This is a genomic window from Novosphingobium sp. AAP93 (genome assembly GCF_001296055.1).
Taxonomy (GTDB): domain Bacteria; phylum Pseudomonadota; class Alphaproteobacteria; order Sphingomonadales; family Sphingomonadaceae; genus Novosphingobium.
Genome location: NZ_LJHZ01000040.1, coordinates 1 through 25,283, shown reverse-complemented (window position 1 = coordinate 25,283; position 25,283 = coordinate 1). Strand labels below are relative to the sequence as shown.

The 25,283-nt window shown below is 66.9% G+C and carries 25 protein-coding genes and 1 pseudogene; 7 read left to right on the top strand and 19 right to left on the bottom strand.

Going from position 1 to position 25,283, the window contains the following annotated elements; all coding sequences use genetic code 11:
* The 12 genes and pseudogenes from mraY to ccmA all read right to left on the bottom strand — a co-directional run.
* Positions 1–463, bottom strand: a pseudogene (gene mraY / locus IP83_RS08430) (phospho-N-acetylmuramoyl-pentapeptide-transferase); the annotation flags it as partial.
* Positions 464–1,993, bottom strand: coding sequence for a UDP-N-acetylmuramoyl-tripeptide--D-alanyl-D-alanine ligase (murF, locus tag IP83_RS08425; protein ID WP_054121774.1), 1,530 nt, complete (start codon positions 1,991–1,993; stop codon positions 464–466).
* Entirely contained in the window at positions 1,990–3,459 is a 1,470-nt protein-coding gene (locus IP83_RS08420) for a UDP-N-acetylmuramoyl-L-alanyl-D-glutamate--2,6-diaminopimelate ligase (RefSeq protein WP_054121773.1), read from the bottom strand. Before IP83_RS08420 ends, murF begins: the two co-directional genes overlap by 4 nt.
* Entirely contained in the window at positions 3,456–5,201 is a 1,746-nt protein-coding gene (locus IP83_RS08415; RefSeq protein WP_054121772.1) for a penicillin-binding protein 2, read from the bottom strand. Before IP83_RS08415 ends, IP83_RS08420 begins: the two co-directional genes overlap by 4 nt.
* Entirely contained in the window at positions 5,198–5,983 is a 786-nt protein-coding gene (locus IP83_RS20875; protein ID WP_054121771.1) for a hypothetical protein, read from the bottom strand. The genes IP83_RS08415 and IP83_RS20875 overlap by 4 nt, the downstream gene beginning before the upstream one ends.
* Entirely contained in the window at positions 5,980–6,957 is a 978-nt protein-coding gene (rsmH, locus tag IP83_RS08405) for a 16S rRNA (cytosine(1402)-N(4))-methyltransferase RsmH (RefSeq protein WP_231624970.1), read from the bottom strand. Before rsmH ends, IP83_RS20875 begins: the two co-directional genes overlap by 4 nt.
* Positions 6,945–7,445, bottom strand: coding sequence for a division/cell wall cluster transcriptional repressor MraZ (locus tag IP83_RS08400; RefSeq protein WP_156309633.1), 501 nt, complete (start codon positions 7,443–7,445; stop codon positions 6,945–6,947). Before IP83_RS08400 ends, rsmH begins: the two co-directional genes overlap by 13 nt.
* A gap of 351 nt (positions 7,446–7,796) precedes the next feature.
* A complete protein-coding gene (locus IP83_RS08395; RefSeq protein ID WP_054121768.1) occupies positions 7,797–8,306 on the bottom strand; it encodes a hypothetical protein in 510 nt (169 codons plus the stop codon).
* A gap of 176 nt (positions 8,307–8,482) precedes the next feature.
* Positions 8,483–8,872 (bottom strand): hypothetical protein, encoded by a 390-nt coding sequence (locus IP83_RS08390; RefSeq protein ID WP_054121767.1) that lies wholly within the window; start codon positions 8,870–8,872, stop codon positions 8,483–8,485.
* An 18-nt stretch (positions 8,873–8,890) separates the two neighbouring features.
* Positions 8,891–9,910, bottom strand: a complete 1,020-nt coding sequence (locus IP83_RS08385) for a cysteine synthase A (RefSeq protein ID WP_054121766.1) — start codon at positions 9,908–9,910, stop codon at positions 8,891–8,893.
* Between the two features lie 228 nt (positions 9,911–10,138).
* Complete coding sequence (gene ccmB / locus IP83_RS08380) at positions 10,139–10,798, bottom strand: heme exporter protein CcmB (protein WP_156309632.1); 660 nt, start codon at positions 10,796–10,798, stop codon at positions 10,139–10,141.
* Positions 10,795–11,370: a heme ABC exporter ATP-binding protein CcmA gene (gene ccmA / locus IP83_RS08375; protein WP_054121775.1), complete on the bottom strand. Its 576-nt coding sequence runs from the start codon at positions 11,368–11,370 to the stop codon at positions 10,795–10,797. The genes ccmB and ccmA overlap by 4 nt, the downstream gene beginning before the upstream one ends.
* Positions 11,371–11,420: 50 nt before the next feature.
* Between ccmA and IP83_RS08370 the strand changes: the two genes are divergently transcribed.
* On the top strand, positions 11,421–11,714 hold the full coding sequence (locus tag IP83_RS08370) for a 4a-hydroxytetrahydrobiopterin dehydratase (protein WP_054121765.1): 294 nt from the start codon (positions 11,421–11,423) through the stop codon (positions 11,712–11,714).
* Here the strand turns inward: IP83_RS08370 and IP83_RS08365 are convergent.
* A complete protein-coding gene (locus IP83_RS08365; RefSeq protein WP_054121764.1) occupies positions 11,711–12,511 on the bottom strand; it encodes an SDR family oxidoreductase in 801 nt (266 codons plus the stop codon). The two genes, IP83_RS08370 and IP83_RS08365, sit on opposite strands and share 4 nt — an antisense overlap.
* A 33-nt stretch (positions 12,512–12,544) precedes the next feature.
* A complete protein-coding gene (locus IP83_RS08360; protein ID WP_054121763.1) occupies positions 12,545–13,162 on the bottom strand; it encodes a DNA-3-methyladenine glycosylase in 618 nt (205 codons plus the stop codon).
* Positions 13,163–13,302: 140 nt separating this feature from the next.
* Here IP83_RS08360 and IP83_RS08355 point away from each other — a divergent pair, with 140 nt between their 5' ends.
* The 3 genes from IP83_RS08355 (at position 13,303) to IP83_RS08345 (ending at position 17,643) form a co-directional block, all read left to right on the top strand.
* Entirely contained in the window at positions 13,303–13,620 is a 318-nt protein-coding gene (locus tag IP83_RS08355; protein ID WP_054121762.1) for a 2Fe-2S iron-sulfur cluster-binding protein, read from the top strand.
* Positions 13,621–13,979: 359 nt separating this feature from the next.
* Positions 13,980–16,286 carry a TonB-dependent receptor domain-containing protein gene (locus IP83_RS08350; RefSeq protein WP_054121761.1) on the top strand — a complete coding sequence of 769 codons (2,307 nt, stop codon included), beginning with the start codon at positions 13,980–13,982 and terminating at the stop codon, positions 16,284–16,286.
* A gap of 1 nt (position 16,287) precedes the next feature.
* Complete coding sequence (locus IP83_RS08345; RefSeq protein ID WP_054121760.1) at positions 16,288–17,643, top strand: alkaline phosphatase family protein; 1,356 nt, start codon at positions 16,288–16,290, stop codon at positions 17,641–17,643.
* Between the two features lie 3 nt (positions 17,644–17,646).
* Here the strand turns inward: IP83_RS08345 and IP83_RS08340 are convergent, their stop codons facing one another.
* The 4 genes from IP83_RS08340 to IP83_RS08325 form a co-directional block, all read right to left on the bottom strand.
* Positions 17,647–18,141 (bottom strand): DUF427 domain-containing protein, encoded by a 495-nt coding sequence (locus IP83_RS08340; protein ID WP_054121759.1) that lies wholly within the window; start codon positions 18,139–18,141, stop codon positions 17,647–17,649.
* 169 nt (positions 18,142–18,310) lie between these two features.
* Positions 18,311–19,234, bottom strand: coding sequence for an N-acetyl-gamma-glutamyl-phosphate reductase (gene argC, locus IP83_RS08335; RefSeq protein WP_054121758.1), 924 nt, complete (start codon positions 19,232–19,234; stop codon positions 18,311–18,313).
* A complete protein-coding gene (locus tag IP83_RS20870) occupies positions 19,231–19,635 on the bottom strand; it encodes an SH3 domain-containing protein (RefSeq protein ID WP_231624969.1) in 405 nt (134 codons plus the stop codon). The genes argC and IP83_RS20870 overlap by 4 nt, the downstream gene beginning before the upstream one ends.
* Positions 19,632–21,044: a M17 family metallopeptidase gene (locus IP83_RS08325; RefSeq protein WP_054121756.1), complete on the bottom strand. Its 1,413-nt coding sequence runs from the start codon at positions 21,042–21,044 to the stop codon at positions 19,632–19,634. Before IP83_RS08325 ends, IP83_RS20870 begins: the two co-directional genes overlap by 4 nt.
* Positions 21,045–21,163: 119 nt before the next feature.
* On the opposite strand from IP83_RS08325, the gene map reads away from it, so the two are divergent.
* The 3 genes from map (at position 21,164) to glnA (ending at position 24,292) form a co-directional block, all read left to right on the top strand.
* Positions 21,164–21,997 (top strand): type I methionyl aminopeptidase, encoded by an 834-nt coding sequence (map, locus tag IP83_RS08320; protein ID WP_054121755.1) that lies wholly within the window; start codon positions 21,164–21,166, stop codon positions 21,995–21,997.
* Positions 21,998–22,431: 434 nt separating this feature from the next.
* Entirely contained in the window at positions 22,432–22,770 is a 339-nt protein-coding gene (locus tag IP83_RS08315; RefSeq protein ID WP_054121754.1) for a P-II family nitrogen regulator, read from the top strand.
* Between the two features lie 112 nt (positions 22,771–22,882).
* Positions 22,883–24,292, top strand: a complete 1,410-nt coding sequence (glnA, locus tag IP83_RS08310; protein WP_054121753.1) for a type I glutamate--ammonia ligase — start codon at positions 22,883–22,885, stop codon at positions 24,290–24,292.
* Positions 24,293–24,436: 144 nt separating this feature from the next.
* Here the strand turns inward: glnA and IP83_RS20155 are convergent, their stop codons facing one another.
* On the bottom strand, positions 24,437–24,898 hold the full coding sequence (locus IP83_RS20155) for a hypothetical protein (RefSeq protein ID WP_156309631.1): 462 nt from the start codon (positions 24,896–24,898) through the stop codon (positions 24,437–24,439).
* Between the last annotated feature and the right edge of the window lie 385 nt (positions 24,899–25,283).

The window sequence follows — 25,283 nt, the reverse complement described above, 5'->3', positions numbered from 1 at the left end:
AGAGGTTGGTGTCTGTCACCACAAGCGCCAGCGCGGTGCCCGCCACGGCGAACTCGGCGAGCAGGCGGATGCGCGCGGAAAGCCCGGCGTGGGCGTACTTGGTGACCTTGGCATAGTCATCGAGGAAACCGATCAGGCCGAAGCCCAGCGTGACGACAAGGCAGGCCCAGACGAACTTGCTGGTAAGGTCCATCCACAGGAGCAGCGAGATCGCGAGGCTGATCACGATCATCAGCCCGCCCATCGTCGGCGTGCCGCGCTTGGCTAGGTGCGACTGCGGCCCGTCGGCGCGGATCGGCTGGCCCTTGCCCTGCCGCACGCGCAACATGTTGATGAAGCGCGGGCCGATGATCAGGCCGATGATCAGCGCCGTCATCAGCGCCGCGCCCGACCGGAACGACTGGTAGCGGATGAGGTTGGCGATACCCTCGAAGTGCAGCCAGTGCGCCAGAACGTAGAGCATTCAGTTTTCCCCGGCCGTCTTGGCCCCTTGGCCGGCCCCGGCCGTCAGCGCGCGCACGAGGGTGCCCAGCCCGACCGAGTTCGATCCCTTGACCAGAATGGCGTCCCCGCCCTGCGGCGCATCAGCCGCCAGGCATTCTGCCGCTTCTGCAGCGGTTTTGGCATGGTCGAGTTCGATTCGCGCGGCAAGCGCGGGGTCGGCGCTTTTCCCCAGCGCCCTTCCGAGCGCCGCGCTCAGCGGGGCCATTTCCGGGCCGACAAGGATGATCCGTTCGACCCCAGCCGCGATCAGCGGCTCGGCCAGACCGGCGTGGTAGCCGTCTGACGCCTCACCCAGTTCCTTCATCGCACCGAGCACGGCAATGCGGCGGCGGGCGGGAACCTCGCCCAGCGCGGCGATGGTCGCGCGCATCGAGGCAGGGTTGGCATTGTAGCTTTCGTCAATAAGGAGCGCCTTGCCTGAGCTGTCTCCACCGGGCGCGGGGATCACGTGCCGCGCGCCGCGTCCGGCAAGGCCTTCCATTTCGGAAAGTGCGAGACCTGCTGCACCCAAATCACCGCCAGCAGCCGCGACAGCCGCCATGACCGCAAGCGAATTGTCGACCCAGTGTGCGCCGGGCTGAGCGATGGTGTAGCACAGCTTGCGCGAACCCAGCGGACCCGAGAACGCGGCGGTCACCAGCGTGCCCCCACCGGGCGCGGGCACGGCATCGAGGAGGCGCGCGTCGGCATGGGCGCTGCGCCCGAAGCTCACGACATCGCCCGCATGGCGCGCCGCCGCCTCGCGCAGCAGGGCATAGTGCGGGTTGTCGGCGGGGACGATCGCCATGCCGCCCGCTTCCAGCCCCTCGAAGATTTCCGCCTTCGCGTGGGCGATGGCTTCCTCGCCCGAAAAGTGCCCGATGTGCGCGGGGGCGATGGTGGTGACGATGGCGATATGCGGACGCACCAGCCGGGTCAGCGCCGCGAGTTCGCCCGCGTGGTTCATTCCCATCTCGAACACGCCGAAGCGCGTGCGCGGCGGCATCCGCGAGAGACTGAGCGGCACGCCGACGTGGTTGTTGTAGCTCTTGACCGAGCGGTGCGCGCGGCCCCGGCTGCCCCGGTCAAGCGCGGCGAACAGCGCCTCCTTCACGCCGGTCTTGCCCGCCGAGCCGGTCACGCCGATGATAACCGCCCCGGCCCGGTCGGCACGGGCGCGGGCAGCATGGCCAAGGTCGACCAGCGCCTGCGTGGTGCTTGCGACCAGCACATGCGGATAAGGCACAGGGCGGTCGACCAGCGCGGCGGTCGCTCCGCGCGCGAAGGCGCCTTCGAGGAACTTGTGGCCGTCGCTCTCCGCGCCGATCAGCGCAATGAACAAGTCGCCGGGCTGGACTTCGCGGCTGTCGGTGGCGCAGCCCGAAACCTCGAACACGCCTGAGGCCTTGCCGCCCGTCGCCGCGGCGATCTCGTCCGCCGTCCACAAGGAAAGCCCGATGCTATCAGTCGGCTCGACAGGCCATTGCAGCAGGGCTCTCATCGCATTCATTGGCTGCACTCCCGCGCCACTTGCACGTCGTCGAAGGGAAGGACGCGCATCGCCTCGCCGCGCCCCACGATCTGGCCCTGTTCATGGCCCTTGCCCGCCACCAGCACGATATCGCCCGCGCCTGCTGCGGCAATCGCGGCAGCGATGGCTTCGCGGCGACCTGCCACTTCGCGGGCGCGCTCGTTGCAGCCGCCCATCACGGCAGCACGGATCAGCGCCGGGTCCTCGCCGCGCGGGTTGTCGTCGGTGACGATCACAAGTTCGGAGCCGGCGCAGGCGGCGCGGCCCATCTCGGGGCGCTTGCCTTCGTCGCGGTCGCCGCCGGCGCCGAACACGGCGATCAGCTTGCCCTTCGCGCCGACATGCGGGCGCAGCGCGGCAATCGCGGCGGTGATCGCGTCAGGCGTATGGGCGTAGTCGACATAGACCGGCGCGCCGGCCCGCGTGATCGCCGCGCGCTCGAGCCGCCCGCGCACCGGCTGGATGCGCGAGAGCGCGGCCAGCGTCGCCGCCGGATCGCCGCCGGTCGCGATGACCAGCCCCGCCGAAACCAGCGCATTGGCCGCCTGATAGGCCCCGATCAGCGGCAGATCGAGCTTGCGGGTCGTGCCCTCGAACGCGAGTTCCAGCGTCTGGCCAAGCAGCGTCGGTGTGCGCGAAAGCAGGCGCAGCGTTTCGCCCTGCTCGCCCACGGTGATCAGCTTCAGGCCGCGCGAACGGGCCGCGGCGATGGCCTGTGCGGACCATGCATCGTCCGCCCAGATCACCGCCGCGCCGTCTTCCGCCACGACATCGCCAAACAACCGCATCTTGGCCTCGAAATAGGCATCCATCGTGCCATGGTAATCGAGGTGATCGCGGCTGAGATTGGTGAAGGCGCCGGCTGCGACCCGAGGGCCTTCGTTGCGGAACTGGTCGAGCCCGTGGCTGGAGGCCTCGTAGGCGACATGGCTCACCCCTTCGCGGGCGAGCCCGGCGAGGTTGGCGAGGAAGGTGACGATATCGGGCGTGGTGAGCCCGGTGGAGACGCTCTCGTCCGCCGTGGTGACGCCCAGCGTACCGATCGAGGCGGCGCGGAAACCGGCCATGCGCCAGAGCTGGCGCGTCATCTCGACGGTGGAGGTCTTGCCGTTGGTCCCCGTCACCGCCACGAGCATTTCCGGTACCGGCGCGAAGAACGGCGCGGCGAGGCGCGCGAAGGCGCGGCGCGGGGAGGCATCGGCGATATGGACCGCGCCTTCGACCTTGGCCTCGGGCCGCGCGACGACCGCGATGGCACCCGCCTTCACCGCATCGGCAATGAAATCCTCGCCATTGAAGCGCGCACCGACGAAAGCGCCGAACACGGTGCCAGGCGCAACCTTGCGGTGATCGATGGCAAAGCCGGTGACTTGCGCTCCGGCGAGCGGGGCAGCATTTTCAGGCAGGGCGACCCCCGCCGCAGCGGCAAGCCCGCCAAGGTTCATTCGCCTTCTCCGGAGCCGACCAACGGGCTGAGGTCGGAAATGTCGACATCATGGTGGGCATCGGGCACGACGCCCAGCATCGGGCCGATACGCGGCACCAGCCGGCCGACGATAGGCGCGGCATTCCACGCGGCAGTGCGCTGGCCGCTGGTCTGCTGGGTGGCCTGGGGTTCATCGAGCATCACGATCACCACATAGCGCGGCTTGTCCATCGGAAAAGCCGCTGCGAACGTCGCAATCAGCGACGTCTTGCGGTAGCCGCCGCTGCCGGGCTTTTCCGCCGAACCGGTCTTGCCCCCGACGCGGAATCCCGGTGCGTCCGCCTTGCGGCCGGTGCCATCGACCACGATCATCCGCAGCAGCTGGCGGATGCGCGCGCTGGTCGAAGCCTGGAACACGCGGCGGCCGGGGGCAAGGTGCGCCGAATCGACCTTGTAGAGCGTGGCAGGCCGCCAGATGCCGCCATTGACCAGCGCGGCATAGGCCGCCGCAAGGTGCAGCGGGGTGACCGCGATACCGTGGCCATAGCTCACCGTCATCGTCGTCAGCCGCGCCCAATCGCTGTCCGTGCTTTGCCCGCCGCCGCGCGGCCAGAGTGGACGTCCGCGCGCGGGCAGCTCGATCTTCGGGCGCTCGTTCATGCCCAGCTGCATCATCGTGCGGCGCAAGGCCGCCGGCCCGAGCTTGTCGGCGATCTGCGCGGTCACCACGTTCGAGGAATGAATGAGCGCCTCGGGCACATTGAGCGAGGCGCCGAAATCGTGGCTGTCGTGAATGGTGAACTTGCCGATCTGCAACGGAACAGCCGGATAGCGCGTCGAAAAATCGGTAACCACCCCGGCATCGATCGCGGCGGCGATGGTGATCGGCTTGAACGTAGAGCCGAGTTCGTAAACGTCGTTCGATACGCGGTTGGTCACGAGGTAGTTGAAGGCAAGGTCCGACCGGTTCGGATTGAACGAGGGCAGCGAGGCGAGCGCAATGACCTCGCCGCTGTCGGCATCGAGGATAACCCCGGCAGCGCCCTTGGCGCTGGTCTCCAGCATGCCGCGCCCCAGTTCATCCTCGAGCGCGCCCTGCGCCCGCGCGTCGATGGAAAGCGCGGTGGGCGTGCCCCTAAAGGCCGGATCGAGCAGACGCGGCTCGAGCACCTGCTCCATGCCGACATGGCCCTTGCCAGCCTCGTCGACGAAGCCGAGCACGTGTGCCGCGAGCGAGCCCTGCGGATAGAAGCGCTGCTCCTCGCGCGGGAATTCGAGCGCGGGTTCGCCCAGCGCAAAGACCTTGTTGGCGTCTTCCGGCAACACGCGGCGGCGCAGGTAGCAGGGCTTGCCCGCCTTCAGCCGCGCAACGAGATCGGCGTAGTCCGCATCGGGAAAGATGCCAACCAGCGCGCGGGCGACTTCCTCCGGCGTCTTCACCAGCGGAGCACCGCCCTCACCCATCGCCTTGGGATTGAACCACAGCGAATAGGACGCAAAAGCGCGGGCCAGCGCGATGCCGTTGCGGTCGGTGATCTCGCCGCGCGAAGGCAGTAGCGCCTCGGCCAGCGAGGTGCGCTCGGGCGTCTGCTCGAACAGGCCCAGCTGCGCGATGCGCACGCAGGCCGTCAGCGTCGCGAAGATGAACAGTACCATGACCCACAGCGCGCGCACCCGCGCCGTGTTGAGCGCGGTATGGCGCACGTTGGCGAGCTGGACCCGGCCGGTGGCGATGGCGGCGGAGGCGGTCAACGAGTTCACTGGGCAGACTTGCTCCCACCCTTGGCGGACTTCGCAGCAGGCTTGGTGCTCTTGGCGGATTTCGCAGCAGGCGCCTTGCCGGGTTTGGTTTCGGCCTTGCCAGCGGCGAGCTTCGCACCCTTGCCCGGCTTCGCCGCCTCTTCCTTCGCGGACTTGCCGGACTTGGCGAGGCCGACCTTCTTGTCCCCGTCCTTCGCCTTCGCGTCTTTGTCCTTCTTCGCCTTGCCGTCGCTGTCCTTGCCGTCCTTCTTCAGCGGCGTGACCATCGCAAGGCGCGCGCCAAGGTTGGCCGTCGCCTTGGCGCGGTCGGCCGCATCGGCGGGCTTTTCCGCCGGCTTTGCTTCGTCCTCATCGTCAGCCGACTGGGTCACCGGCGCGGCAATCTCGGCCGCAAGGCCGGAAATGACCGAGGGGAACGCCGCTTCGGCTGCAACGCTGTCGTCAGCGCTCGCCACGCGGATCGGCGCGGGGGTGTCCGGGCCATCAGGCTTGGCGAAAGCGGCCAGCTGGCGCTCGTTCGACAGGTACTGCCCCGCCGTCGGCGCGACATAGCCGAACTCGACATCGTTCCACAGCTTCAGCTGCTGCTGGTTGGCGCGGGTCTCGACCTCGGTCTCGAGGTAGAGCTTCTCCTTGCGCAGCGCGACGATCTGCAACTCGGTGCGATGGACCTGGCTGCGCAGCGCGTTGACGCGGAAGGCCAGCACCATGACCAGCGCCGCGCAGACGAGCAGCAGCGCAATCCAGCCGATCGAACGGAAGCGGTTGGCGCTGACCATCATGCTGCCAGTGCTCCTCGTGCCGGGGCTGCGGTGCGCACCGCCCAGCGCAGCGTGGCGGAGCGCGCGCGGGGATTGCGCGCCTGCTCGTCCGCGCCGGGGCGGATCGCGGCGGAGGGCTTTTCGAACACCGGCGCGGCGGTGGGCGCACTCATCGGCAGGTGGCGCGATCCCGCCGGCAGCGCGCCCGCGCCTTCGCGGAGGAACTGCTTGACGATGCGGTCCTCGAGGCTGTGGAAGCTCACCACCGCGAGCCGGCCGCCGGGTGCCAGCACGCGCTCCGCTGCCGCGAGACCGGCGTGAAGCTCGTCGAGCTCGCCGTTCACATGGATTCGCACGGCCTGAAAGCTGCGCGTGGCGGGGTCCTTGGGTGCGCCGGGACGATAGCCGAGCGCCTTGCGCACGACATCGGCGAACTGGCCGGTCGTCGTCAGCGGGCGGGCCGCGACGACGGCGCGGGCGATCCGGCGCGACTGGCGCTCCTCGCCATAGTGGTAGAGCACGTCGGCAATCGCTTCCTCGCTCGCGCCGTTGAGGAAGTCCGCTGCGCTTTCCCCGCTCTGCGACATGCGCATGTCGAGCGGGCCATTGCTGGAGAAGGCAAACCCGCGCGCCGCCTGATCGAGCTGCATCGAGCTGACACCGATGTCGAAGACCACGCCCTGCACGCTGGACACACCCGCTTCCGCAAGCCCCTCCGCGAGTTCGGAGAACCGGCGGGGATGGAGGACCAGACGGGGCGGGTTTTCAGACACTTCCCCCCAGGCCCGCCCCGCCGCAATCGCATCGGGGTCGCGATCGAAGGCATGGACGGTGGCGCCGGCACCGAGCAGGCGGCGGGTGTATCCGCCTGCGCCAAAGGTGGCGTCCACGACAAGCGAACCGGGAGTCAGGCCGCCTTTGGGGGTGAGCGCTGCGATCACCTCGTCGAGGAGCACGGGGATATGGGGGGGCTGGGCCGCGCTCACTTGCGGGATGCCTTTGACGAAAATTCGATCATCCGGGCGCGGCAGGCCGATTTGACCGAGTCCCATTCGGGGCCCATCGCAAACAGCACATCGGGCGCCCAGATCATGATCTGGTGCATGCCGCCGTGAAAATAGAGTTCATCGCCCACCTGCGCCTGCTCGCCGAGGTATTCGGGCAGGACGAAACGGCCGGAATCATCGAAATTGATGCGGGCGAACCCGCCGATCTGCGAGGCACGCAGGTCCATGTCGAAGGGCTCGCCGCGCTCGATGGCGACGCGTTCCTCATGCGCGAGCATCTCGGCAAAGCTGTCCGCGCGGGATTCGCCGAAACCGACGAGGCAGGGGTGCTTGTGGTGCTTGTCGAGGCAGAGGGTGCGGTTGCCCTTCGAGGCTTCGCGGACGGTCTGGCGGAAGTCTGCAGGGAGGACAAAGCGGTTCTTCTCGCCGCGCGGCGAAAAGCCCTGCCCCCAGTAATGCGACTGTGCCCCAGCCACGTGCCGCTTCCCCGCGTCGGACGAAAGCCTCCCAACCCGGCCGCACACACCCGTGCGACCGACTCATCCCCCGCGGATGCGTCATGGAGTCCGTCCTGATGGGGAGTTGTCTTAACGCGGGAGGGTCCGGGCGAAAAGGGGAAAATGCGGGAAATTGCGTCCGGACGTTGAATCTAAGGGATGAATCTTATCATCGACCAGTCACCTGCAAAGTTAATCGGGCCTCCTGCCACCACGTGGAATCGCGCAATTCCGCCAGTTCTCGTGGTGCCGCCGCTCGGTGTACAGGCCGACACGCCTCGTTCCCGCGATTTCCCGCGAGTTGGCTGTGTGGAATAGCCTGTGGAAAAATCAGTGGACGAAAGCGCGCCGCATCAGTTCGCGCAGACTGCGCGCTCGTCCGGCCACGTCCGGGCCAGCTGATGGCCCGAGCAGCGCCGCATCGGCCACGATCAGAACGAAACCCTTGCCGATATGGCAGGCCGCGATCAGTCCGGCCTGCTCGATCCGGCAGTCGCGTGGTCCGCCTGGCAGCGGAGCGAGTTCACCGGGAGCCTCCACCGGAAACGGCGTTCCCGCACTTTCCCGCCCCTCCCCCAGCGCAAGGCCCCAATGCGCAAGGATCGGCCCCACCAGCACCGTATCAGCAGGGCGGCGCGGATCGCCCAGCGCAAAGTGGCTCTCGCTGGTGAGCAAGGGGTCGGCAAACAACAGCAAGTGCCCCCCGCCTCGCACCCAGCCATCCAGCGCGACGTTTTCGGCAGGCTCGAGCGGTCGCGGCTGCGCGATCACGAGATCGCCAAGGCCTTGCGGATGCAGCAGCGTATCGAGCGCGACGAGGCGGTGCCCCTCCTCCAGCACCGCCTTCGCCCAGTGCGGCTTGGCGGGCGCATCGAGTTGTGCGGATACGCCGTCAGCCTCGCTCCACAGGATCGGCAGGCTGGTGAAGAGACCAAGCGCAGGTGCCGGCGCGGGGCGTGCGCAAGCGGCCAGCGCGAGTACGCCAGCAAGAATGCAGAAGATCGTGCGGTTGCGGATCAGTTGTCAGAGGACGCAGGCGGCGCCTGATGGGCAGGCTTGACCGCGCTTCCCACCGGTAGTTCCGGCGCGACACCCATGTCGACCAGCGGGTCGTTGGCGGTGCTCGGGCTGGCGCTCGGGCTGACGGCAGCAGCGGGCGTGCCGCCGGTGGTTCGGTCGACCAGTTTCGCCCGGTCCATGATCACATTGGCGAGGCTGACGATCAGCAGCATCCCGGCAAGGCCGAACAGCCCGATCTGCAACCGGTGCACCGCCTGCGCGCGCAGCTCGCGCGGGCCGGGATGCTGTGGCTGCAGCGCGGCGAGGCGCGCCGCGTCCGCAGCCGCGTCTCCGGCAGGCGCGGCCGCTTCCGGCGAACGATCAGGAATGAGGCCGAACAGTGCCATCCCTGCGATAGTACGCGCTTATGCGAGCCAAGGGAAGACCGGCAGGCCCTTCGCCCGCAGCCACTCGGGATTGTAGAGCGAGGAAAGGTAGCGGAAGCCGGTGTCGCACAGGATCGTCGCGATCCGCTTGCCCCCCTTGCCATCTGCCCCGAGTTGCTTGCCCAGCGCCACCGCGCCCGCAACGTTGATGCCGCTCGACAGGCCGAGGCACAGGCCCTCCTCCTCCAGCAGGCGGCGCACCCATTCGAGGCCTTCCTCGTCCGAGATGCGGAACTGCGTGTCGATCGGCGCGCCTTCGAGGTTCGCGGTGATGCGGCCCTGCCCGATGCCTTCGGCGACCGACGATCCTTCCGCCTTCAGTTCGCCGTGGGCGAAGTAGTTGTAAAGCGCGGCACCATGCGGGTCGGCGAGGCCAATCGTCACGTTCTCGTCGAACGCCTTGAGCCCGAAGCCGACGCCCGCAATGGTTCCGCCCGTCCCCGCCGCGCAGATGAAGCCATCGACCCGGCCCTCCATCTGGGCCCAGATCTCCGGCGCGGTGCTTTCGATATGCGCGCGGCGGTTGGCGATGTTGTCGAACTGGTTGGCCCAGATCGCGCCTTCGGTCTCCTCGGCAATGCGGCGCGAGGTGTGGACGAAGTGCCCCGGATTGGAAAACGGCGCGGCGGGCACCAGCACGAGCTCAGCCCTGAGCGCGCGCAGCGTGTCCATCTTCTCGCGCGACTGCGTCTCGGGCATCACGATCACGGACTTGTAGCCCAGCGCATTGGCGACGAGCGCAAGGCCGATGCCGGTGTTGCCCGCCGTCCCTTCGACGATAGTGCCGCCGGGCCTAAGCAGGCCCTTCTCCTCCGCATCGCGCACGATCCACAGCGCGGCGCGGTCCTTCACCGAGGCGCCGGGGTTGGCAAACTCGCACTTGCCGTAGATCTCGCACCCGGCCGCCTCGCTCGGCCCCTTGAGGAGGACAAGCGGCGTGTTGCCGATCAGCGAGAGAGTATCGGATTGCAGGGCGGGCGGCTGGACGGTCTGGCTCATGCCCGGTGAGGTAATGCGCCGCCGCGCCCGCCGCAACGGATTTGCGCTTGGGATGGCGCAAGCGCGGGTTTCGCCGCGCGCTTGTCTGGTGAGCATCCATCATCCGTTCGTGTCGAGCCCCTCGACTGGCTCGGGATAAACTTCGGGTCGAAGACCCGAAGTCGAGACACCGGGCGGGGTGTGTGGTGTCTCGACTTCGCTCGACACGAACGGTAGCTGTTGAAGCCGCTATTCCCGCCCGGCCCGGATCGCCCCCGCCGCAGCGAAGGGCGCAATCGCCAGCGCGGCAAGGCTCGAGGCAGCGAGCAGCAGCAGCCCGCCTTCCCCGCCCGGCTGGAGCGAGCCTGCGCCGAAGATCAGCAGCGGCACGGCGAGCGGGATCGCGAGCAAGCCGCCCAGCGCCGCTCCTGCCCGCAGGCCCGCTGTCAGCGCCGCAATGGTCACGCCGATGGCCGCCAGCCCCGGCGTACCCAGCAACAGGCCCACTTCCACCGTCCACAATTGCGCGCCGTCGAGGTTGAGCAGCCCCGCCGCCAATGGCGCCGCCAGCATCAGTGGCACGCCGAAGCTCAGCCAATGTGCGAAAATCCGCAAGGTCAGCACCCCTTCCTCGGCAATCCCGCGCAGCGCCCATTGATCGAAGAACCCGGCTTCGAGATCGGGCTCCACCAGCCGGTCCAGCGGCAGGATCGCGGCGAGCAAGGCCGCCACCCAGATCACCCCTGCGCCGGTCCGCGCCAGCAGCTTGGCATCCGGCCCCACCGCGAAGGGATAGAGCATCGCGACGGCCAGAAAGAACAGCAGCGGCAGCAGCGCCCCGCCCCGACCCGGCGCGCCCATCAGCAGCAGCGTGAGGTCGCGCCGGAAGATGGTCCACAGCGCCCTCACGGCAAATGCTCCAGCAGCGCAAGCTTTTTCAGCTTCTGCAATTGCAGCGGCTGGTGCGATGCGATCACCGCTATGCCGCCCAGTGCGCGGTGCGCCTCGATTGCAGCCTGCGTAGCTGCGCCCCAATGCGTATCCAGACCATTCAAAGGCTCATCCAGCAACCAGATCCGCGCCCCGCTGGCGGCCAGCCGGGCAAGCGCGGCACGCTTGCGCTGGCCGGTGGATAGATAGCGCACCGGCACATCGAGCAAGTCTTCAAGCCCGAAATCGGCACGCGCCTCGCCCGCCTGATCAACGGCGCGCCAGAACGCCAGCGCCTCGCCCAGCGGCCGGTGCGGATCGAGCGCGGGCCGTTCATCCGCCAGCGCCAGCGATCCGTCGATCTCGACATGGCCATTGTAAGGCCGCAGCAGCCCGGCCAGAATGCGCATCAGGCTCGACTTGCCGATGCCGTTGGGCCCGGCAAGCTGCAGCGCATCGCCCTGATGGAGTTCAAAGCTGACGCCCCGGAACAGCAGCCGGTCGCCGCGCCGGCAGGCAAGATCGTAGGCAGCAAGACGGGCAGGTTGCATCATCTGCCGCGATAGGGGAAAGACCCGGACCTGCCAAGGAGACCCTGACGATGGCGATTGCCCAGCTGACCGAAGCCGAACGCACCGCCGCGCTGGCCGCCCTGCCACACTGGGCCTTGCGCGAAGACGGCCTCGCCATCAGGCGCACCTTCCGCTTCGCCGATTTCGCCGAGGCCTTCGCTTTCATGACCCGCGTCGCGATCCTGGCGGAAAAGGCCGATCACCACCCCGAATGGTTCAACGTCTACAATCGCGTCGAGATCACGTTGACCACACACGACGCCGGCGGCCTGAGCCAGCGCGACGTGGCTTTGGCGAGCGCGATCGACGGGTTCGGCGGCTAGCCGAGCGCGCCGCCTCGGCTCCCCACCTGCTTGCGCAGGGCGCCGGGCATCCAGCGCGCGGCGAAGGCGAGCTTCTTCGCGGTCTTGCCGACGAGGGTGTGGACTTTCTCGCCGTGGACGGCAGCCCACGCGCCTTCCGCCACTTCGCTAACGGGGGTGATCTCCAGCCCGGCGGAGGTGACGCGCCCCCGGATATCCTCGTTCGAGGCGCGGTTCGGGGCGTGGTCCAGCAGCGGGGTTTCGATGAAGCCGGGCATCAGGTCACGCACGCGGATGCCGTCTTCCTTCCACTCGCCATCGAGCGATTCGGTGATCGCGCGGACGCCGAACTTGGTTGCGGCATAGATCGAGCCGCCGGGCACGCCGTAGATCCCCGCCGCGCTCGCGGTGCTCAGCAGGCACGAGCCCGGAGCTGAGGCCTTGAGGTAAGGATAGGCCGCCTGCGCGCCGAAGATCACGCCCTTGAGGTTGATATCGAGCGTGCGTTCCACCTCCTCGGGCGAGCAATCGGTGATCTTCCCGCCGAGGGGGATACCCGCGTTGTTGAACACGACATCGATCCTGCCGCCCGCGGCCGCCGCGCAGTCAGCGAGCGCCACGTCCCAGGCCGCCCGGTCGCGCACGTCGAGCTTGTGCTGCGAGGAGTACCCCGCCGGAATCAGCGCAGCGGTGCCCGCCATGCCTTCCTGGTTGATATCGGCGATGCCGACGAACCAGCCGGCCCGCCCGAACCGCTCCGCCACCGCACGCCCGATGCCCGACGCGCCGCCGGTGATGAAAATCGTCTTCTGCGCCACAACCTTACACCCTTTTGCCGCTGCGGCAGGAGCTTACAGCGCCGGATTGTTATAGCAATGCCAGGTGAAGATCGCCGCCGCACCCCGGTGCGGGCGCCAGTCTTCGGCGAGCACGCGGGCTTCCTTTTCGCTCGGGCGCTCCGGCAGGCCGAGCAACTTGCCCATGCCGGCCTGCACCGCCAGATCCCCCGCCGGCCAGATATCGGGGCGGCCTTCCGCAAAGAGCAGGTAGATTTCCGCAGACCAGCGACCGATGCCCTTGATCTTGGTGAGCTGGGCAATGGCGTCCTCGTCGTCGTCGGGCAGCGCGTGGAGATCGAGTTCGCCGGTCACCACCAGCTCGCACAGACTGCGCGCATAGCCCTGCTTCTGGCGCGAAAGGCCGCAGGCGCGCAGGGAATCGAAATCGGCGGCGAGCAGATCATGCGGCGGAATATCGTCGCCCAGCAGTGCCGAAAGCTTGGTCCACACCGATGCGGCGGCAGCGACGCTGACCTGCTGGCCCACAATCGTGCGCAGCAGCGTGGCATAGCCGCGCGGGCGGATGCGCGGCTCGGGATGGCCGACGCGCGCCACCGCCTCGGCAATCAGCGGGTTCTTCTGCCCGACAAAGGTCAGACCTTCGGCAATCTGGCTGGCGGTGAGGCCCATCGGTAACAGCTTTCCTTTTGAGGCCAGGATGCAGTGCAGCACCTTGCCAACGCGCCCCCCACGCGATAGCAGCGCGGGTCAAATGGGGCCAGAGAGCGTTGGCATCCTGAACCTGCCGCGCTCAACAGGAGATCAAGTCGATGCCGAAGCTTGTCGTGGTGAACCGCTCGGGTGAAGAATCCACTGTCGAGGCCGCTGCCGGCCTCTCGGTGATGGAAGCGATCCGCGACAACGGCTTCGACGAACTTCTCGCGCTGTGCGGCGGCTGCTGCTCGTGCGCGACCTGCCACATCTACGTCGACCCCGCCTTCGCCGACAAGCTGCCGAAGATGAGTGAAGACGAGAACGACCTGCTGGAAAGCTCGGACCACCGCAACGACACCTCGCGCCTGTCGTGCCAGGTGCAGCTGACCGCCGATCTCGACGGCCTCAAGGTCACGATCGCTCCCGAAGATTGATGGCCGCGCGCACCGGCGCGCGCGTCCGTTCCAAGGCACAAACGCCCCGGCGCAGCGATGCGTACGGGGCGTTTTGCTGTGCGCGATTCGGGAGCCGAGATGGAGCTTGCCCGGCCTGCAGAATGCAATGCCCGGAGCCTGAACCTTGGCTTAATTCTGGCCTGAAACGGTCACCGTTCGACGCGCAAATCACGCTCTTCGCCGCCCCGATTGTGAATAACAATCCGATGTGACTTTATTGCCGCGTCGCAAAATTGTTATCACAGCGTTATCTCTAAGATACTCCAAAATATACGCAAAACTGTCACACTCCCTCCCTAGCGGGCGCAGCATTCCAAGGCTTTATGAGGGAGTTTAATATGCGCCTTGCTACCCTGCTGCTCGCCACGACGGCGTTTGCGGCCACCCCGGCTCTCGCGGCCCCCGCACCGCAGGCCGCGCCTGAAGCTGCGGCCGCCGATGCCCCCGCGACCGATGGCGGCGACGGCGACGCGATCGTCGTCTACGGCACCGGCAAGACCCGCCAGGTCCAGGAACTCTCGGGCGCGGACCTTGCCATCCAGGCCGCCGGCACCAGCCCGCTGCGCGCCATCGCCAAGCTGCCTTCGGTGAACTTCCAGTCGGCCGATGCTTTTGGCACCTACGAATGGTCGACCCGCATCACGCTGCGCGGCTTCAACCAGAACCAGCTGGGCTTCAACCTCGACGGCATCCCGCTCGGCGACATGTCGTACGGCAACTACAACGGCCTCCACATCAGCCGCGCGATCACCACCGAGAACATCGGCTCGACCGTCGTTTCGCAGGGTTCGGGCTCGATCGACACGCAGTCGACGAATAACCTCGGTGGTACGCTGAACTTCTACTCGATCGATCCCAGGACCGCACTCGGCCTCGACGCCAGCGGCACCTACGGCTCGAACAACACCTGGCGCGGGTTCCTGCGCGGCGGCATCGGCACCGAAAGCGGCGCGCGCGCGTTCGCGTCGGTCGCCTATATCACCACCGACAAGTGGAAGGGTGATGGCAAGCAGCGCCAGCTCAACGTCAACGCCAAGGGCATCCTGCCGCTCGGCAGCGTGACGCTCGACGGCTACTTCAGCTACTCCGACCGCGCCGAGCAGGACTATCAGGACCTCAGCCTCGATCAGATCAAGCGCCTCGGCTACAACTGGGACAACTTCGGCCCCGGCAACTATGCGCTGGCGATCCAGGTGGCCGACATTGCCGCCAACCGCGGCGAAACCGGCACGACCCCGCTCAACCCGGCGGCCGGCACGGTCTACCCCGCCCCGATCAGGACCGCGGACGACGCTTACTATGACGCCTCGGGCCTGCGCCGCGACACGCTGGCGTCGGTCGGCCTGACCGCTCCGATCGCCTCGAACGTCACGGTGAAGCTCAAGACCTACCTCCACAAGAACGAAGGCCAGGGCACCTGGGGTTCGCCTTATGTGAACAGCCCCACCGGCGTGCCGATCGCGCTGCGCACCACCGAATACGACATCAACCGCAAGGGCGTGTTCGGCAGCGTGAACGCCGATCTGGGCTGGAACAACGTGACCGTCGGCGCGTGGTACGAGAACAACGATTTCAACCAGGCGCGCCGGTTCTACGCCTATGCCAGCCGCACCAATCCGGGCCGCGATCACCTGAAGTTCCAGCGCGATCCGTTCTTCACGCAGTGGGACATCGACTTCAACACCAAGACGTTCCAGTACTACGTCGAAGACCAGATCAAGCTGGGAGATGCGACGATCAGCCTCGGCTGGAAGGGCTTCAAGGTGGATAACCACGCGCGGCCGATCGTCGCCGGTGGCCGCACCCAGGGCGACCTTTCAACCAAGGACTGGTTCCAGCCGCATGCGGGCGTGAGCTATCGCTTCACCAGCGAGATCGAGGCCTTCGCCGGCTTTACGCAGGTGACGCGCGCCTTCGCCTCGGCCACCACGGCAGGTCCGTTCTCCTCGAGCCAGGCGGGCTTCGACGCGATCAAGCCCTTCCTCAAGCCGGAGCAGTCGGACACCTATGAGGCCGGTCTGCGCTACAACAGCGGCATCTTCCACGGCGTGCTCGCGGGCTACCTCGTGAACTTCCGCAACCGCCTGCTGGCGATCCCGACCTCGGTCGGCATCGTGGGTGCGGCGAACGCGCTGCAGAACGTCGGCGGCGTGCGTTCGGCGGGTATCGAGGCGAGCGGCGAACTGCGCATCGGCCACGGCTGGTCGGCGCTGGCTTCGTACAGCTACAACGACAACACCTACCGCGACGACGTCGTGATCCGCGCCAACGGCACGGTGACCACGATCCCGACCGCGGGCAAGACCGTGACCGACAGCCCCAAGCACCTTGTGCATGGCGAAGTTTCGTACGATCAGGGCCCGCTCTATGGCCGCGTCGGGGTCAACTACATGTCGAAGCGCTACTTCACCTACACCAACGACCAGTCGGTGCCGGGGCGTGCGCTCGTCGATGCCACCATCGGCTACCGGTTCGATCTGGGGATGCGCAAGCCGGTCGAACTGCAGGTCAATGCGACCAACCTGTTCGACAAGAGCTATGTCGCAACAATTGGGTCAAATGGCTTCGGTAACAGCGGCGACAACCAGACGCTGCTCGCGGGTGCTCCGCGGCAGGTCTTTGCAACTGTGAAGGTAGGTTTCTGACATGATGCGTCGCGCGCTTTCCCTTGCTTTTCTTGCTGCTGTTTCCGGCAGTGCCCTTGCCGGGGAAGCGCGCGCCGCTCCCGTACTGCTGATTTCCATCGACGGGCTGCGGCCCGCCGACGTGATCGAAGCTGAAAAGCGCGGCCTCCAGGTCGCCACGCTGCGTCGCTTCATCGAGGAAGGCGCCTATGCCACTGGCGTTGTCGGCGTGCTGCCATCGGTGACCTATCCCAGCCACACCACGTTGATCACCGGCGCTGCGCCTTCCCAGCACGGCATCGTCAACAACACGACCTACGATCCGCTGCAGATCAACCAGGGCGGCTGGTTCTGGTATGCCGAGGACAACAAGGCCCGCACGCTGTGGGACGCGGCGCACGATGCCGGGCTCACCACCGCCAATGTCCATTGGCCGGTCTCGGTCGCGGCAAAGAATGTGACGTGGAACCTGCCCCAGATCTGGCGCACCGGCCATGAGGACGACCGCAAGCTGGTGAACGCGCTGGCCACCCCGGGTCTGATCGAGGAACTCGAAGGCGAAGCCGGTGTGCCCTATGCCGACGGCAAGTCCGAAGATGTCGACGCAGACTATCTCCGCAGCCGCATCGCCGAAGGCCTGATCATCAGGCACAAGCCCGGTTTCATCACCGTCTACTTCGCCGGGCTGGACCATATCGAGCACGAAAGCGGCCCGGGCTCGCCGCAAGCCAAGCATGCGCTCGAGCGGATCGACGGGTTCGTCAATGATCTGATCGTCTCGGAGCAGCAGGCGCATCCCGATGCGATCATCGCCCTCGTCAGCGATCACGGCTTTGCGCCGGTCGATACCGTGATCAATCTCTACCGCCCGTTCATCGACGCCGGCCTCGTCACGCTGGGCGCCGATGGCAAGATCGCCTCCGCCGATGCAACGCCGTGGGGTTCGGGCGGCTCGTTCGCGATCCGCCTCGCCCGGCCGGACGATGCGGCGCTGAAAGCCAAGGTCAAGGCCGTGCTCGACAAGCTGGCCGCCGATCCCGCCGCAAAATTCGACCGCGTGATCGACGCGCCCGAAATCGCGAGGCGCGGCGGCAATCCCGATGCCAGCTTCTACGTGAACCTCAAGATCGGCGCGGTCGCCGGGCCGTTCGTCAACGGCAGCCTGCCGCTGGCGTTCCCCTCGCCGGTCAAGGGCATGCACGGCTATTTCCCGACAGCGCCCGAAATGCGCTCCACATTCATGATCATGGGCCCGGGCATCCCCAGCGGCCGCAATCTCGGCGAAATCGACATGCGCGCGATCGCCCCCACGCTGGCCAAACTGATGGGCGGCACGCTGCCCGATGCAGACGAGCCGGCGATCACCTTCGGAAAATAAGGCCTACCAGCCCCGGCTGCCGGGTCCGCCCTTGAACGGCCCGGCGACCGCGCTGGTGATCCATCCGCCGTAGAACTCGCCCGGCTGCGGGATCACCGTCTCGCCATCCACGCTGCACCGATCGAACGGCGCGGCGTAGAACGCGACATGGTCCTTGAGCGCGAGGAAGCCGCGGGTCGGGCTGGGATAGCTCCAGCCGACATGGGGCAGGACTTCGCCCGCCACCACCACGTCCCAATAGATCGCCGCGCCCTTCCATTCGCACAGCGAAGAGCCGGACGCGCGGCGCAGCACGCCGGGGGCGATGTCGTCCGGGTGGATGTAGTAACTCGGCGGATGGCTGGTCTCGAGCGTCTGCACCGCGCGGCGGGTATCGGCGATGATCCGGCCCCCATGTTCGATCACGACATGGGCGCTGCAGGGGCGCGCGACGGCGGGGCGGGGATAGTCCCAGGCGCTTTCCTGTCCCGGAAGGACCGGATCAGGTTTGGGCCACATGAAGTCTGTTCCTGCGCACGTTCCTATCCCCGTTCGTGTCGAGCCCCTCGCCATTGCTCGGGATAAACTTCCGGCCTGAAGGCCGGAAGTCGAGACACCAAACCCAGCGCCCGGTGTCTCGACTTCGCTCGACACGAACGGGCAAGCGGGATGGAAATTCAAGCTGCCCTTAGAGCCGCAGGCCCGCCGTCTCGGGCAGGCCGCTCATCAGGTTGAGGCTCTGCACCGCAGCCCCGCTCGCGCCCTTGCCGAGATTGTCGAGCAGGGCAACGAGGCGGGCCTGCGTGCCGTCCTTGCTGCCGAACACGTAGAGGTCGAGCCCGTCGCGCGGGGCATCGGAGCGGCGGAGCAGGAGTTCATCGGGCACGCCATCGAGCACGCGCACCAGCGGGCTAGCAGCGTAGAAAGCCTTGAGGGCATCGCGCAGCGCATCGGGCGCAGCCGCGCCGGGGATCGCGGCAAGCGGCACCGGCACTTCGACGACCATGCCCCGGTGCGCCGGGACCACGGCGGGCGCGAAGATCGGTGCATGCTTGAGGCCCGCATGGCCCTGCATTTCGGCGACATGCTTGTGGCCGAGGGCGAGGCCATAGGCGCGGAAGGCGATGTCCGCATCGTCTTCGAAGCGGGCGATCAGCGCCTTGCCGCCGCCCGAATAGCCGGAGACGGCGTTGACCGTGTAGGGCCAGTCCGCCGGGAGCAGGCCAGCGCGCAGCAGCGGCACGAGCAGGCCGAGGAAGCCGGTGGGATAGCAGCCGGGATTGGAAACGCGCCTGGCATTCGCCACGGCATCGCGGCCGACGAGTTCGGGGAAGCCGTATGTCCAGCCGGTGGCGACCCGGTGCGCGGTCGAGGCATCGATCACGCGGGTGCGGTCATTGGCGATCAGCGAGACGGCCTCGCGCGCGGCATCGTCGGGCAGGCAGAGGATCGCGACATCGGCGGCGTTGAGCGCATCGGCGCGGGCCTTGGCGTCCTTGCGCTGGGCATCGTCGAGCGCGATCAGGCTGAACTCGCTGCGGCCCGCCAGCCGGTCGGCTATCTCGAGGCCGGTGGTGCCCGCAGCGCCATCGATGAAAACCTGCGTGGTCATGGCTCCAGCGCCGTCAGCGGGAGATAACCGACAAGGCCGTCCTCGCCCTGCTGGCCCCAGCCCCAGCCGCCCGCCTGGTCGAGCAGGTTGAAAGTCTCGCCCGCCGCCAACGTGCCGATGACTTCGGCGTCCTCGCGGCCCGCCGTGCGCAGCGTCGCCCCGGCGGCGCCGACCGTCTTGGGCATCGGCACGGCATAGTGCGAGACGAAGACCTGCCCGGCATAGCGGATATGCGCGACATCGCCGCGCACCGCGCGGGTGTGCGCATGGCTGTCGACCTTGGGCGCGGGGCCCTTCAGCGAATGCGATGTCGTCAGGCTTGGCAGGATCAGATCGGTCACGTCAGGCTTTCCGGCAAACAGGAAAGCGCGCCGCTTAGAGGCATCCGGCGCAGTGTTCAAGGCGCGGAAGCCTTGCCGAAACGGGACTGGATCAGGCCCCAAGATGCCCGCAGCCCCAGCGCCTCCCCGCCCTTGGGGCGTCCGGGCTTGGCGGCGGGGCGCCAGGCGAAGGTATCGAAGTGTGCCCAATCAACACCTTCCGCCACGAACCGGTCGAGAAACAGCGCCGCGACGGTCGCACCGGCAAAGCCGCCGGAGGGACTGTTCTGCAGGTCCGCGACATCGGATTTGAGCATTTCGCGGTAGCCATCGTGGAGCGGCAGGCGCCAGCAGGGGTCATCGCGCTCCAGCCCGGCGGCGAGGAGGCCGTTTGCGGTTTCGTCGGTGCGGGCAAACATCGCGGGCAGATCCGGACCCAGCGCGACGCGGGCGGCGCCGGTGAGGGTGGCGAAATCGATCATCAGATCGGGCTTTATCTCGCAGGCGCGGGTAAGCGCATCACCGAGCACGAGCCGCCCTTCGGCATCGGTGTTGGTGATCTCCACCGACAGGCCGGCGCGCGAGCGCAGCACGTCGCCGGGGCGGAAGGCATTGCCGGATACGGCATTCTCGACCGCCGGGATCAACAGGTGCAGGCGCACCGGCAGGCCCGCGCCCATCACCAGCCCCGCGAGCGCCAAGGCATGCGCCGCGCCGCCCATATCCTTCTTCATCAACGCCATCGCCGAGCTTGGCTTCATGTCGAGCCCGCCGGAATCGAAACAGACCCCCTTGCCGACGATGGCGAGACGCGGGTGTGCAGGATCGCCCCATTCCAGCTCGATCAGCCGGGGCGCATGGCTGCGCGCGGCAGCGCGGCCGACGGCGTGGATCATCGGATAATCGCGCTCCAGCGCATCGCCCGAGATGACGTGGATCACGCCGTGGTGCGCCTTGGCCAGCGCGCGCGCTTCGGCCTCAAGCTGCGCGGGGCCCATGTCCTCCGCCGGGGTGTTGACCAGATCGCGCACGCGGATCACCGCTTCGGCTTCGGCATAGGCCGCGTTCATCGCGCCGAGCGCATGGGTCAGCAGCAGGCGGGCGCCCTTGTCGGAAGGATCGCTGCGATAGCGATCGAAGCGGTACTGCGCGAGCCGCCAGCCGATCAGCGCGGGGCCTTCCGCGCCGGGATTGGCCAGCCGGTAGGTGCCAGCCGGGAGCCTGTCAGCCAAGGGCGCAAGGCACCAGCTGGAAAGTTTCACCGGATCAGCGACGCCTGCCACCGCGAACCAGCCCTCGCCCGCGCCCGCTGCATCGGGGACGATGGCGGTCTCCCCCGCCCCGCCCTCGAAGCCTTGTCCTGCCAGAACCGCGCGCTGCGCCGCGGTCAGGCCGGAGAGCCATGCAGGCAGGCCGGCCTTGTCGGTCAGGTGGAGCGGAATGGCCTTCTGGCCGCGATCGGGCTGGATCAGTGCATCGAGCTGGTTCATCGTGGCCGCGAGTGTTGCCGCAGCTTGACGGCGAGTGCGAGAGGAAATTGCACCGCGCGGCATGCCCTTGTGGCGCCGTGACCTCGCAATTCGGGCGCAAAGGCGCTACATGGCCTTGCATGACCGACTATGTGATCGCCGACGAGACCGATGTGATGCCGCGTGACGGCACGATCAAGCTGCATGGGCCTGCGGGCTTTGAAGGCATGCGCAAGGCCGGGCGCCTTGCCGCCGAGATCCTCGACGCGCTCGCGCCTATGGTGCAGCCGGGTGTCTCGACCGCCGCGCTCGACGACGTGGTGCGGCAGATGACGCTCGATGGCGGCGCCATTCCCGCGACGCTGGGCTACCGCGGCTATACCCATTCGTGCTGCATCTCGATCAACCACGTGGTGTGCCACGGCATCCCATCGGAAAGCCGGATCCTGCGCGATGGCGATATCGTCAATATCGACGTGACCCCGCTGCTCGATGGCTGGCACGGCGATTCCAGCCGGATGTACCTCGTTGGCGACGTGGCGCTGAAGGCGCGGCGGCTGGTCGATGTGACGTACGAATGCCTTATGATCGGGATCGAGCAGGTGAAGCCGGGCGCGCGGCTTGGCGATATCGGCGCGGCGATCCAGGCCCATGCCGAGCGGCACCGCTACGGCGTGGTGCGCGAATTCTGCGGACATGGCCTTGGCCGCCTGTTCCACGATGCGCCCGAAGTGATCCACGCCGCGCACCGTGGCACCGGGCCGGAACTGCGCCCCGGCATGTTCTTCACCATCGAGCCGATGATCAACCTCGGCAAGGCGGGGGTGAAGCTGCTCGACGACGGCTGGACGGCGGTGACGCGCGACCGTTCGCTGTCCGCGCAGTTCGAGCATTCGATCGGCGTGACCGAAACGGGCTGCGAGATTTTCACGCTGAGCCCGAAGGGCCTGCACCAGCCGCCTTACGGTGGTTGAGGGGGGTAAGAACCCCTCCGACCCGCCTTGCGGCGGGCCACCTCCCCATTTGTCCCTGCGGGAAAAATGGAGAGGACCAACTTTCTTCCCTCCCCATTTTTGCGAAGCACAAATGGGGAGGTGGCCCGCGCAGCGAGACGGAGGGGTAATTCCTGTCTCTGCCTAAATTTCAGGCAGCGTTTGCGCAAATCTTGTGCACCAATCCGTCCAAGCCGCGCAACTTGCGCAATGCGAGCAGCCGCGCAGGGCTTGCATTCTTGCCGGAGTGGCCGTTTTCCGGCTTCCGCACGCCCCGTTCCTGTCCTAGTGATGGACGGTACCCGCGTGGCACGATTCTTGGATAGCTGATCCGGTATCGGGCTCCGTACGAATACCAACACCGCCGGTCAGGGCCGCAGGGCCTGCGAACCGGTCTGCCTGCAGGGATTGATCGAGTGAAAAAGGTCGAAGCGATCATCAAGCCCTTCAAGCTGGACGAGGTGAAGGAAGCGCTCCACGAAATCGGCGTTTCCGGCATCACCGTCACCGAAGCCAAGGGCTTCGGCCGGCAGAAGGGCCATACCGAACTCTATCGCGGCGCCGAATATGTCGTCGATTTCCTGCCCAAGGTGAAACTCGAAGTCGTCGTGACAGATGCGTTGGTCGACCGCGTGGTCGAGGCGATCGCGACCGCGGCGCAGACGGGGCGCATCGGCGACGGCAAGATCTTCGTGTTCGCGGTGGAAAGCGCGCTGCGTATCCGCACCGGCGAGCGGGACAACGACGCAATCTAGGGACGCGATCGAGTATCGGAATTTGAACCGGAGGGCGCCGCGGGCCGGCGGCTTCTCCAGACCCCACCACTGAGCGCTTCGGCAGGGGCCGGGGCCAGTTAAAGGACCAGCGATGGCTACTGCAAAGGACATTCTCGCCCGCATCAAGGACGAGGAAATCGAATGGGTTGATCTGCGTTTCACCGACCCCAAGGGCAAGTGGCAGCACCTCACGATGGTTTCGTCGGTGCTCGGCGAGGATGAACTCGAAGACGGCCTGATGTTCGACGGCTCCTCGATCGAGGGCTGGAAGGCCATCAACGAGTCCGACATGATCCTCAAGCCCGACCTCAATGCGGTCTACGTCGATCCGTTCTCGGCGACCCCGATGATGATCATCTGCTGCGACATCGTCGAGCCCTCGACCGGTGAACTCTACGCCCGCGATCCGCGCTCGACCGCCAAGCGCGCCGAAGCCTTCGTCAAGGCGAGCGGCGTGGGCGACACCGTCTATGTCGGCCCCGAAGCCGAATTCTTCATCTTCGACGACGTGCGCTTCTACGACGGCTACGACGGCAACGGCTTCAAGATCGACGACATCGAGCTGCCGACCAATTCCAACAAGGAATACGAAGCCGGCAACCTCGCCCACCGTCCGCGCGCCAAGGGCGGCTACTTCCCGGTCGCGCCGGTCGACAGCTGCGTCGACATCCGCGCCGAGATGGTCCGCACGATGATCGACATGGGCCTGCCCTGCGACAAGCACCACCACGAAGTGGCCTCGGCCCAGCATGAACTCGGCCTCACTTTCGGCACGCTCGTCCAGACCGCCGACCGCATGCAGGTCTACAAGTACGTCGTGCACCAGGTCGCGCAGGCCTATGGCAAGACCGCCACGTTCATGCCCAAGCCGATCAAGACCGACAACGGCAGCGGCATGCACACCCACATGTCGATCTGGGATGCGGGCAAGCCGCTCTTCGCGGGCAACGGCTATGCCGGCCTGTCGGACATGTGCCTCTACTTCATCGGCGGCGTGATCAAGCACGCGAAGGCGCTCAACGCCTTCACCAACCCGACCACCAACAGCTACAAGCGGCTGGTGCCGGGCTACGAAGCCCCCGTGCTGCTCGCCTACTCGGCGCGCAACCGTTCGGCCTCGTGCCGCATCCCCTACGGTTCGGGCGCCAAGGCAAAGCGCGTGGAATTCCGCTTCCCCGACGCGATGGCCAACCCCTACCTGTGCTACTCGGCGCTGCTCATGGCCGGCCTCGACGGGATCAAGAACAAGATCCACCCGGGCGAAGCCATGGACAAGAACCTCTACGATCTGCCGCCGGCCGAACTCGCCGAAGTGCCGACCGTCTGCGGTTCGCTGCGCGAGGCGCTTGACGCACTGGTCGCCGACCACGACTTCCTCCTCCAGGGCGGCGTGTTCACCAAGGACCAGATCGAAGCCTATATCGAACTCAAGTGGCCCGAAGTGATGCGCTGGGAAACCACGCCGTCGGCGGTCGAGTTCGACATGTACTACAGCGCCTGATCTTTCAGCGCTGGATCAGAAAAGGGCGTCCGGGAGACCGGGCGCCTTTTTCTTTGCGCCGGGGGAGGAAGGGTGCTCCGGCGGGCAAGGGCCATTGCCCTTGCATCCCGGAAGATTGGCGGCGGTTGTGGTGGGAACGTGCCATCAGGGAGTTACCACGAACCGGCCTCCGATGAACGACCTCAACACCGGCTTGGAGGATTTAGCGCCGCTGTCGGCTTCGTATGTACGGATTGCCGAACGTCCCGCGCCGTCCGTCAGGAAGTCAGGCCTGCCGCGACTTGAGAGTTCTGCTACTTTGCGAACGCCTGCATCGTTCAACTGCCAAACACGTACCCGATAAGCAGAGCCACCGCTCCACAACGAAAAGACAAGGTCGTCTTGATCTCGACTAAACAGCCCCATAGGGACATCATCGATAGGTTTGCTGAAGTCGATCGGCTGGACGCATGCGGACACGCATTTGATGCGAATGTCGTAGCCGGTGCTTGCGCTTTGTTCGACCGCTACTGAAAAGGTTGAGCGCTCGCCATTAATCAGCAGGGAAGCGACGGGCGGGACGGTGCTCGCCAAGAGTGCAGGGACAGCTATCAACAGGTAACGCATGTCTCATCATACCTAGAAAGTGCACGTCCGCTACTGGGCGGAAGCAGCCGAAATCGCCACAGCTGACACCGAAGACCTTCGTCACCCCCGCGAAGGCGGGGGTCCAGGGCGGCGGACGCCGGGTTTGCGGCTCTGGATTCCCGCCTTCGCGGGAATGACGAGGGTGGGTGAGAGCGGGATTGAGGAGGGTTGTGATCGGACTTTGCTTGGGGGCACCTTTACCGGTTGGCGGCGCGCACCCCCACCCGGCCTCCCCCGAGCGGGGGAGGGGAAGAAGGAGCGGGGTTGTTGGATTTGGCGGCGCGGCGCTGCAGGGCTCGGGCAGTGGAGGGGTGATCGCGCGACCGGTGCGGCGCCTGCACTGGCGCTGCGGGGAGGGCGTCGT

What these genes read in the sequence shown, in the direction of transcription:
- murF (WP_054121774.1), bottom strand. Translation starts at nt 1,993, where the DNA reads ATGAATGCGATGAGAGCCCTGCTGCAATGGCCTGTCGAGCCGACTGAT.
- IP83_RS08420 (WP_054121773.1), bottom strand. Translation starts at nt 3,459, where the DNA reads ATGAACCTTGGCGGGCTTGCCGCTGCGGCGGGGGTCGCCCTGCCTGAA.
- IP83_RS20875 (WP_054121771.1), bottom strand. Translation starts at nt 5,983, where the DNA reads ATGATGGTCAGCGCCAACCGCTTCCGTTCGATCGGCTGGATTGCGCTG.
- IP83_RS08390 (WP_054121767.1), bottom strand. Translation starts at nt 8,872, where the DNA reads ATGGCACTGTTCGGCCTCATTCCTGATCGTTCGCCGGAAGCGGCCGCG.
- IP83_RS08385 (WP_054121766.1), bottom strand. Translation starts at nt 9,910, where the DNA reads ATGAGCCAGACCGTCCAGCCGCCCGCCCTGCAATCCGATACTCTCTCG.
- ccmA (WP_054121775.1), bottom strand. Translation starts at nt 11,370, where the DNA reads ATGCAACCTGCCCGTCTTGCTGCCTACGATCTTGCCTGCCGGCGCGGC.
- IP83_RS08370 (WP_054121765.1), top strand. Translation starts at nt 11,421, where the DNA reads ATGGCGATTGCCCAGCTGACCGAAGCCGAACGCACCGCCGCGCTGGCC.
- IP83_RS08360 (WP_054121763.1), bottom strand. Translation starts at nt 13,162, where the DNA reads ATGGGCCTCACCGCCAGCCAGATTGCCGAAGGTCTGACCTTTGTCGGG.
- IP83_RS08355 (WP_054121762.1), top strand. Translation starts at nt 13,303, where the DNA reads ATGCCGAAGCTTGTCGTGGTGAACCGCTCGGGTGAAGAATCCACTGTC.
- IP83_RS08350 (WP_054121761.1), top strand. Translation starts at nt 13,980, where the DNA reads ATGCGCCTTGCTACCCTGCTGCTCGCCACGACGGCGTTTGCGGCCACC.
- IP83_RS08345 (WP_054121760.1), top strand. Translation starts at nt 16,288, where the DNA reads ATGATGCGTCGCGCGCTTTCCCTTGCTTTTCTTGCTGCTGTTTCCGGC.
- IP83_RS08340 (WP_054121759.1), bottom strand. Translation starts at nt 18,141, where the DNA reads ATGTGGCCCAAACCTGATCCGGTCCTTCCGGGACAGGAAAGCGCCTGG.
- argC (WP_054121758.1), bottom strand. Translation starts at nt 19,234, where the DNA reads ATGACCACGCAGGTTTTCATCGATGGCGCTGCGGGCACCACCGGCCTC.
- IP83_RS08325 (WP_054121756.1), bottom strand. Translation starts at nt 21,044, where the DNA reads ATGAACCAGCTCGATGCACTGATCCAGCCCGATCGCGGCCAGAAGGCC.
- map (WP_054121755.1), top strand. Translation starts at nt 21,164, where the DNA reads ATGACCGACTATGTGATCGCCGACGAGACCGATGTGATGCCGCGTGAC.
- glnA (WP_054121753.1), top strand. Translation starts at nt 22,883, where the DNA reads ATGGCTACTGCAAAGGACATTCTCGCCCGCATCAAGGACGAGGAAATC.
- IP83_RS20155 (WP_156309631.1), bottom strand. Translation starts at nt 24,898, where the DNA reads ATGCGTTACCTGTTGATAGCTGTCCCTGCACTCTTGGCGAGCACCGTC.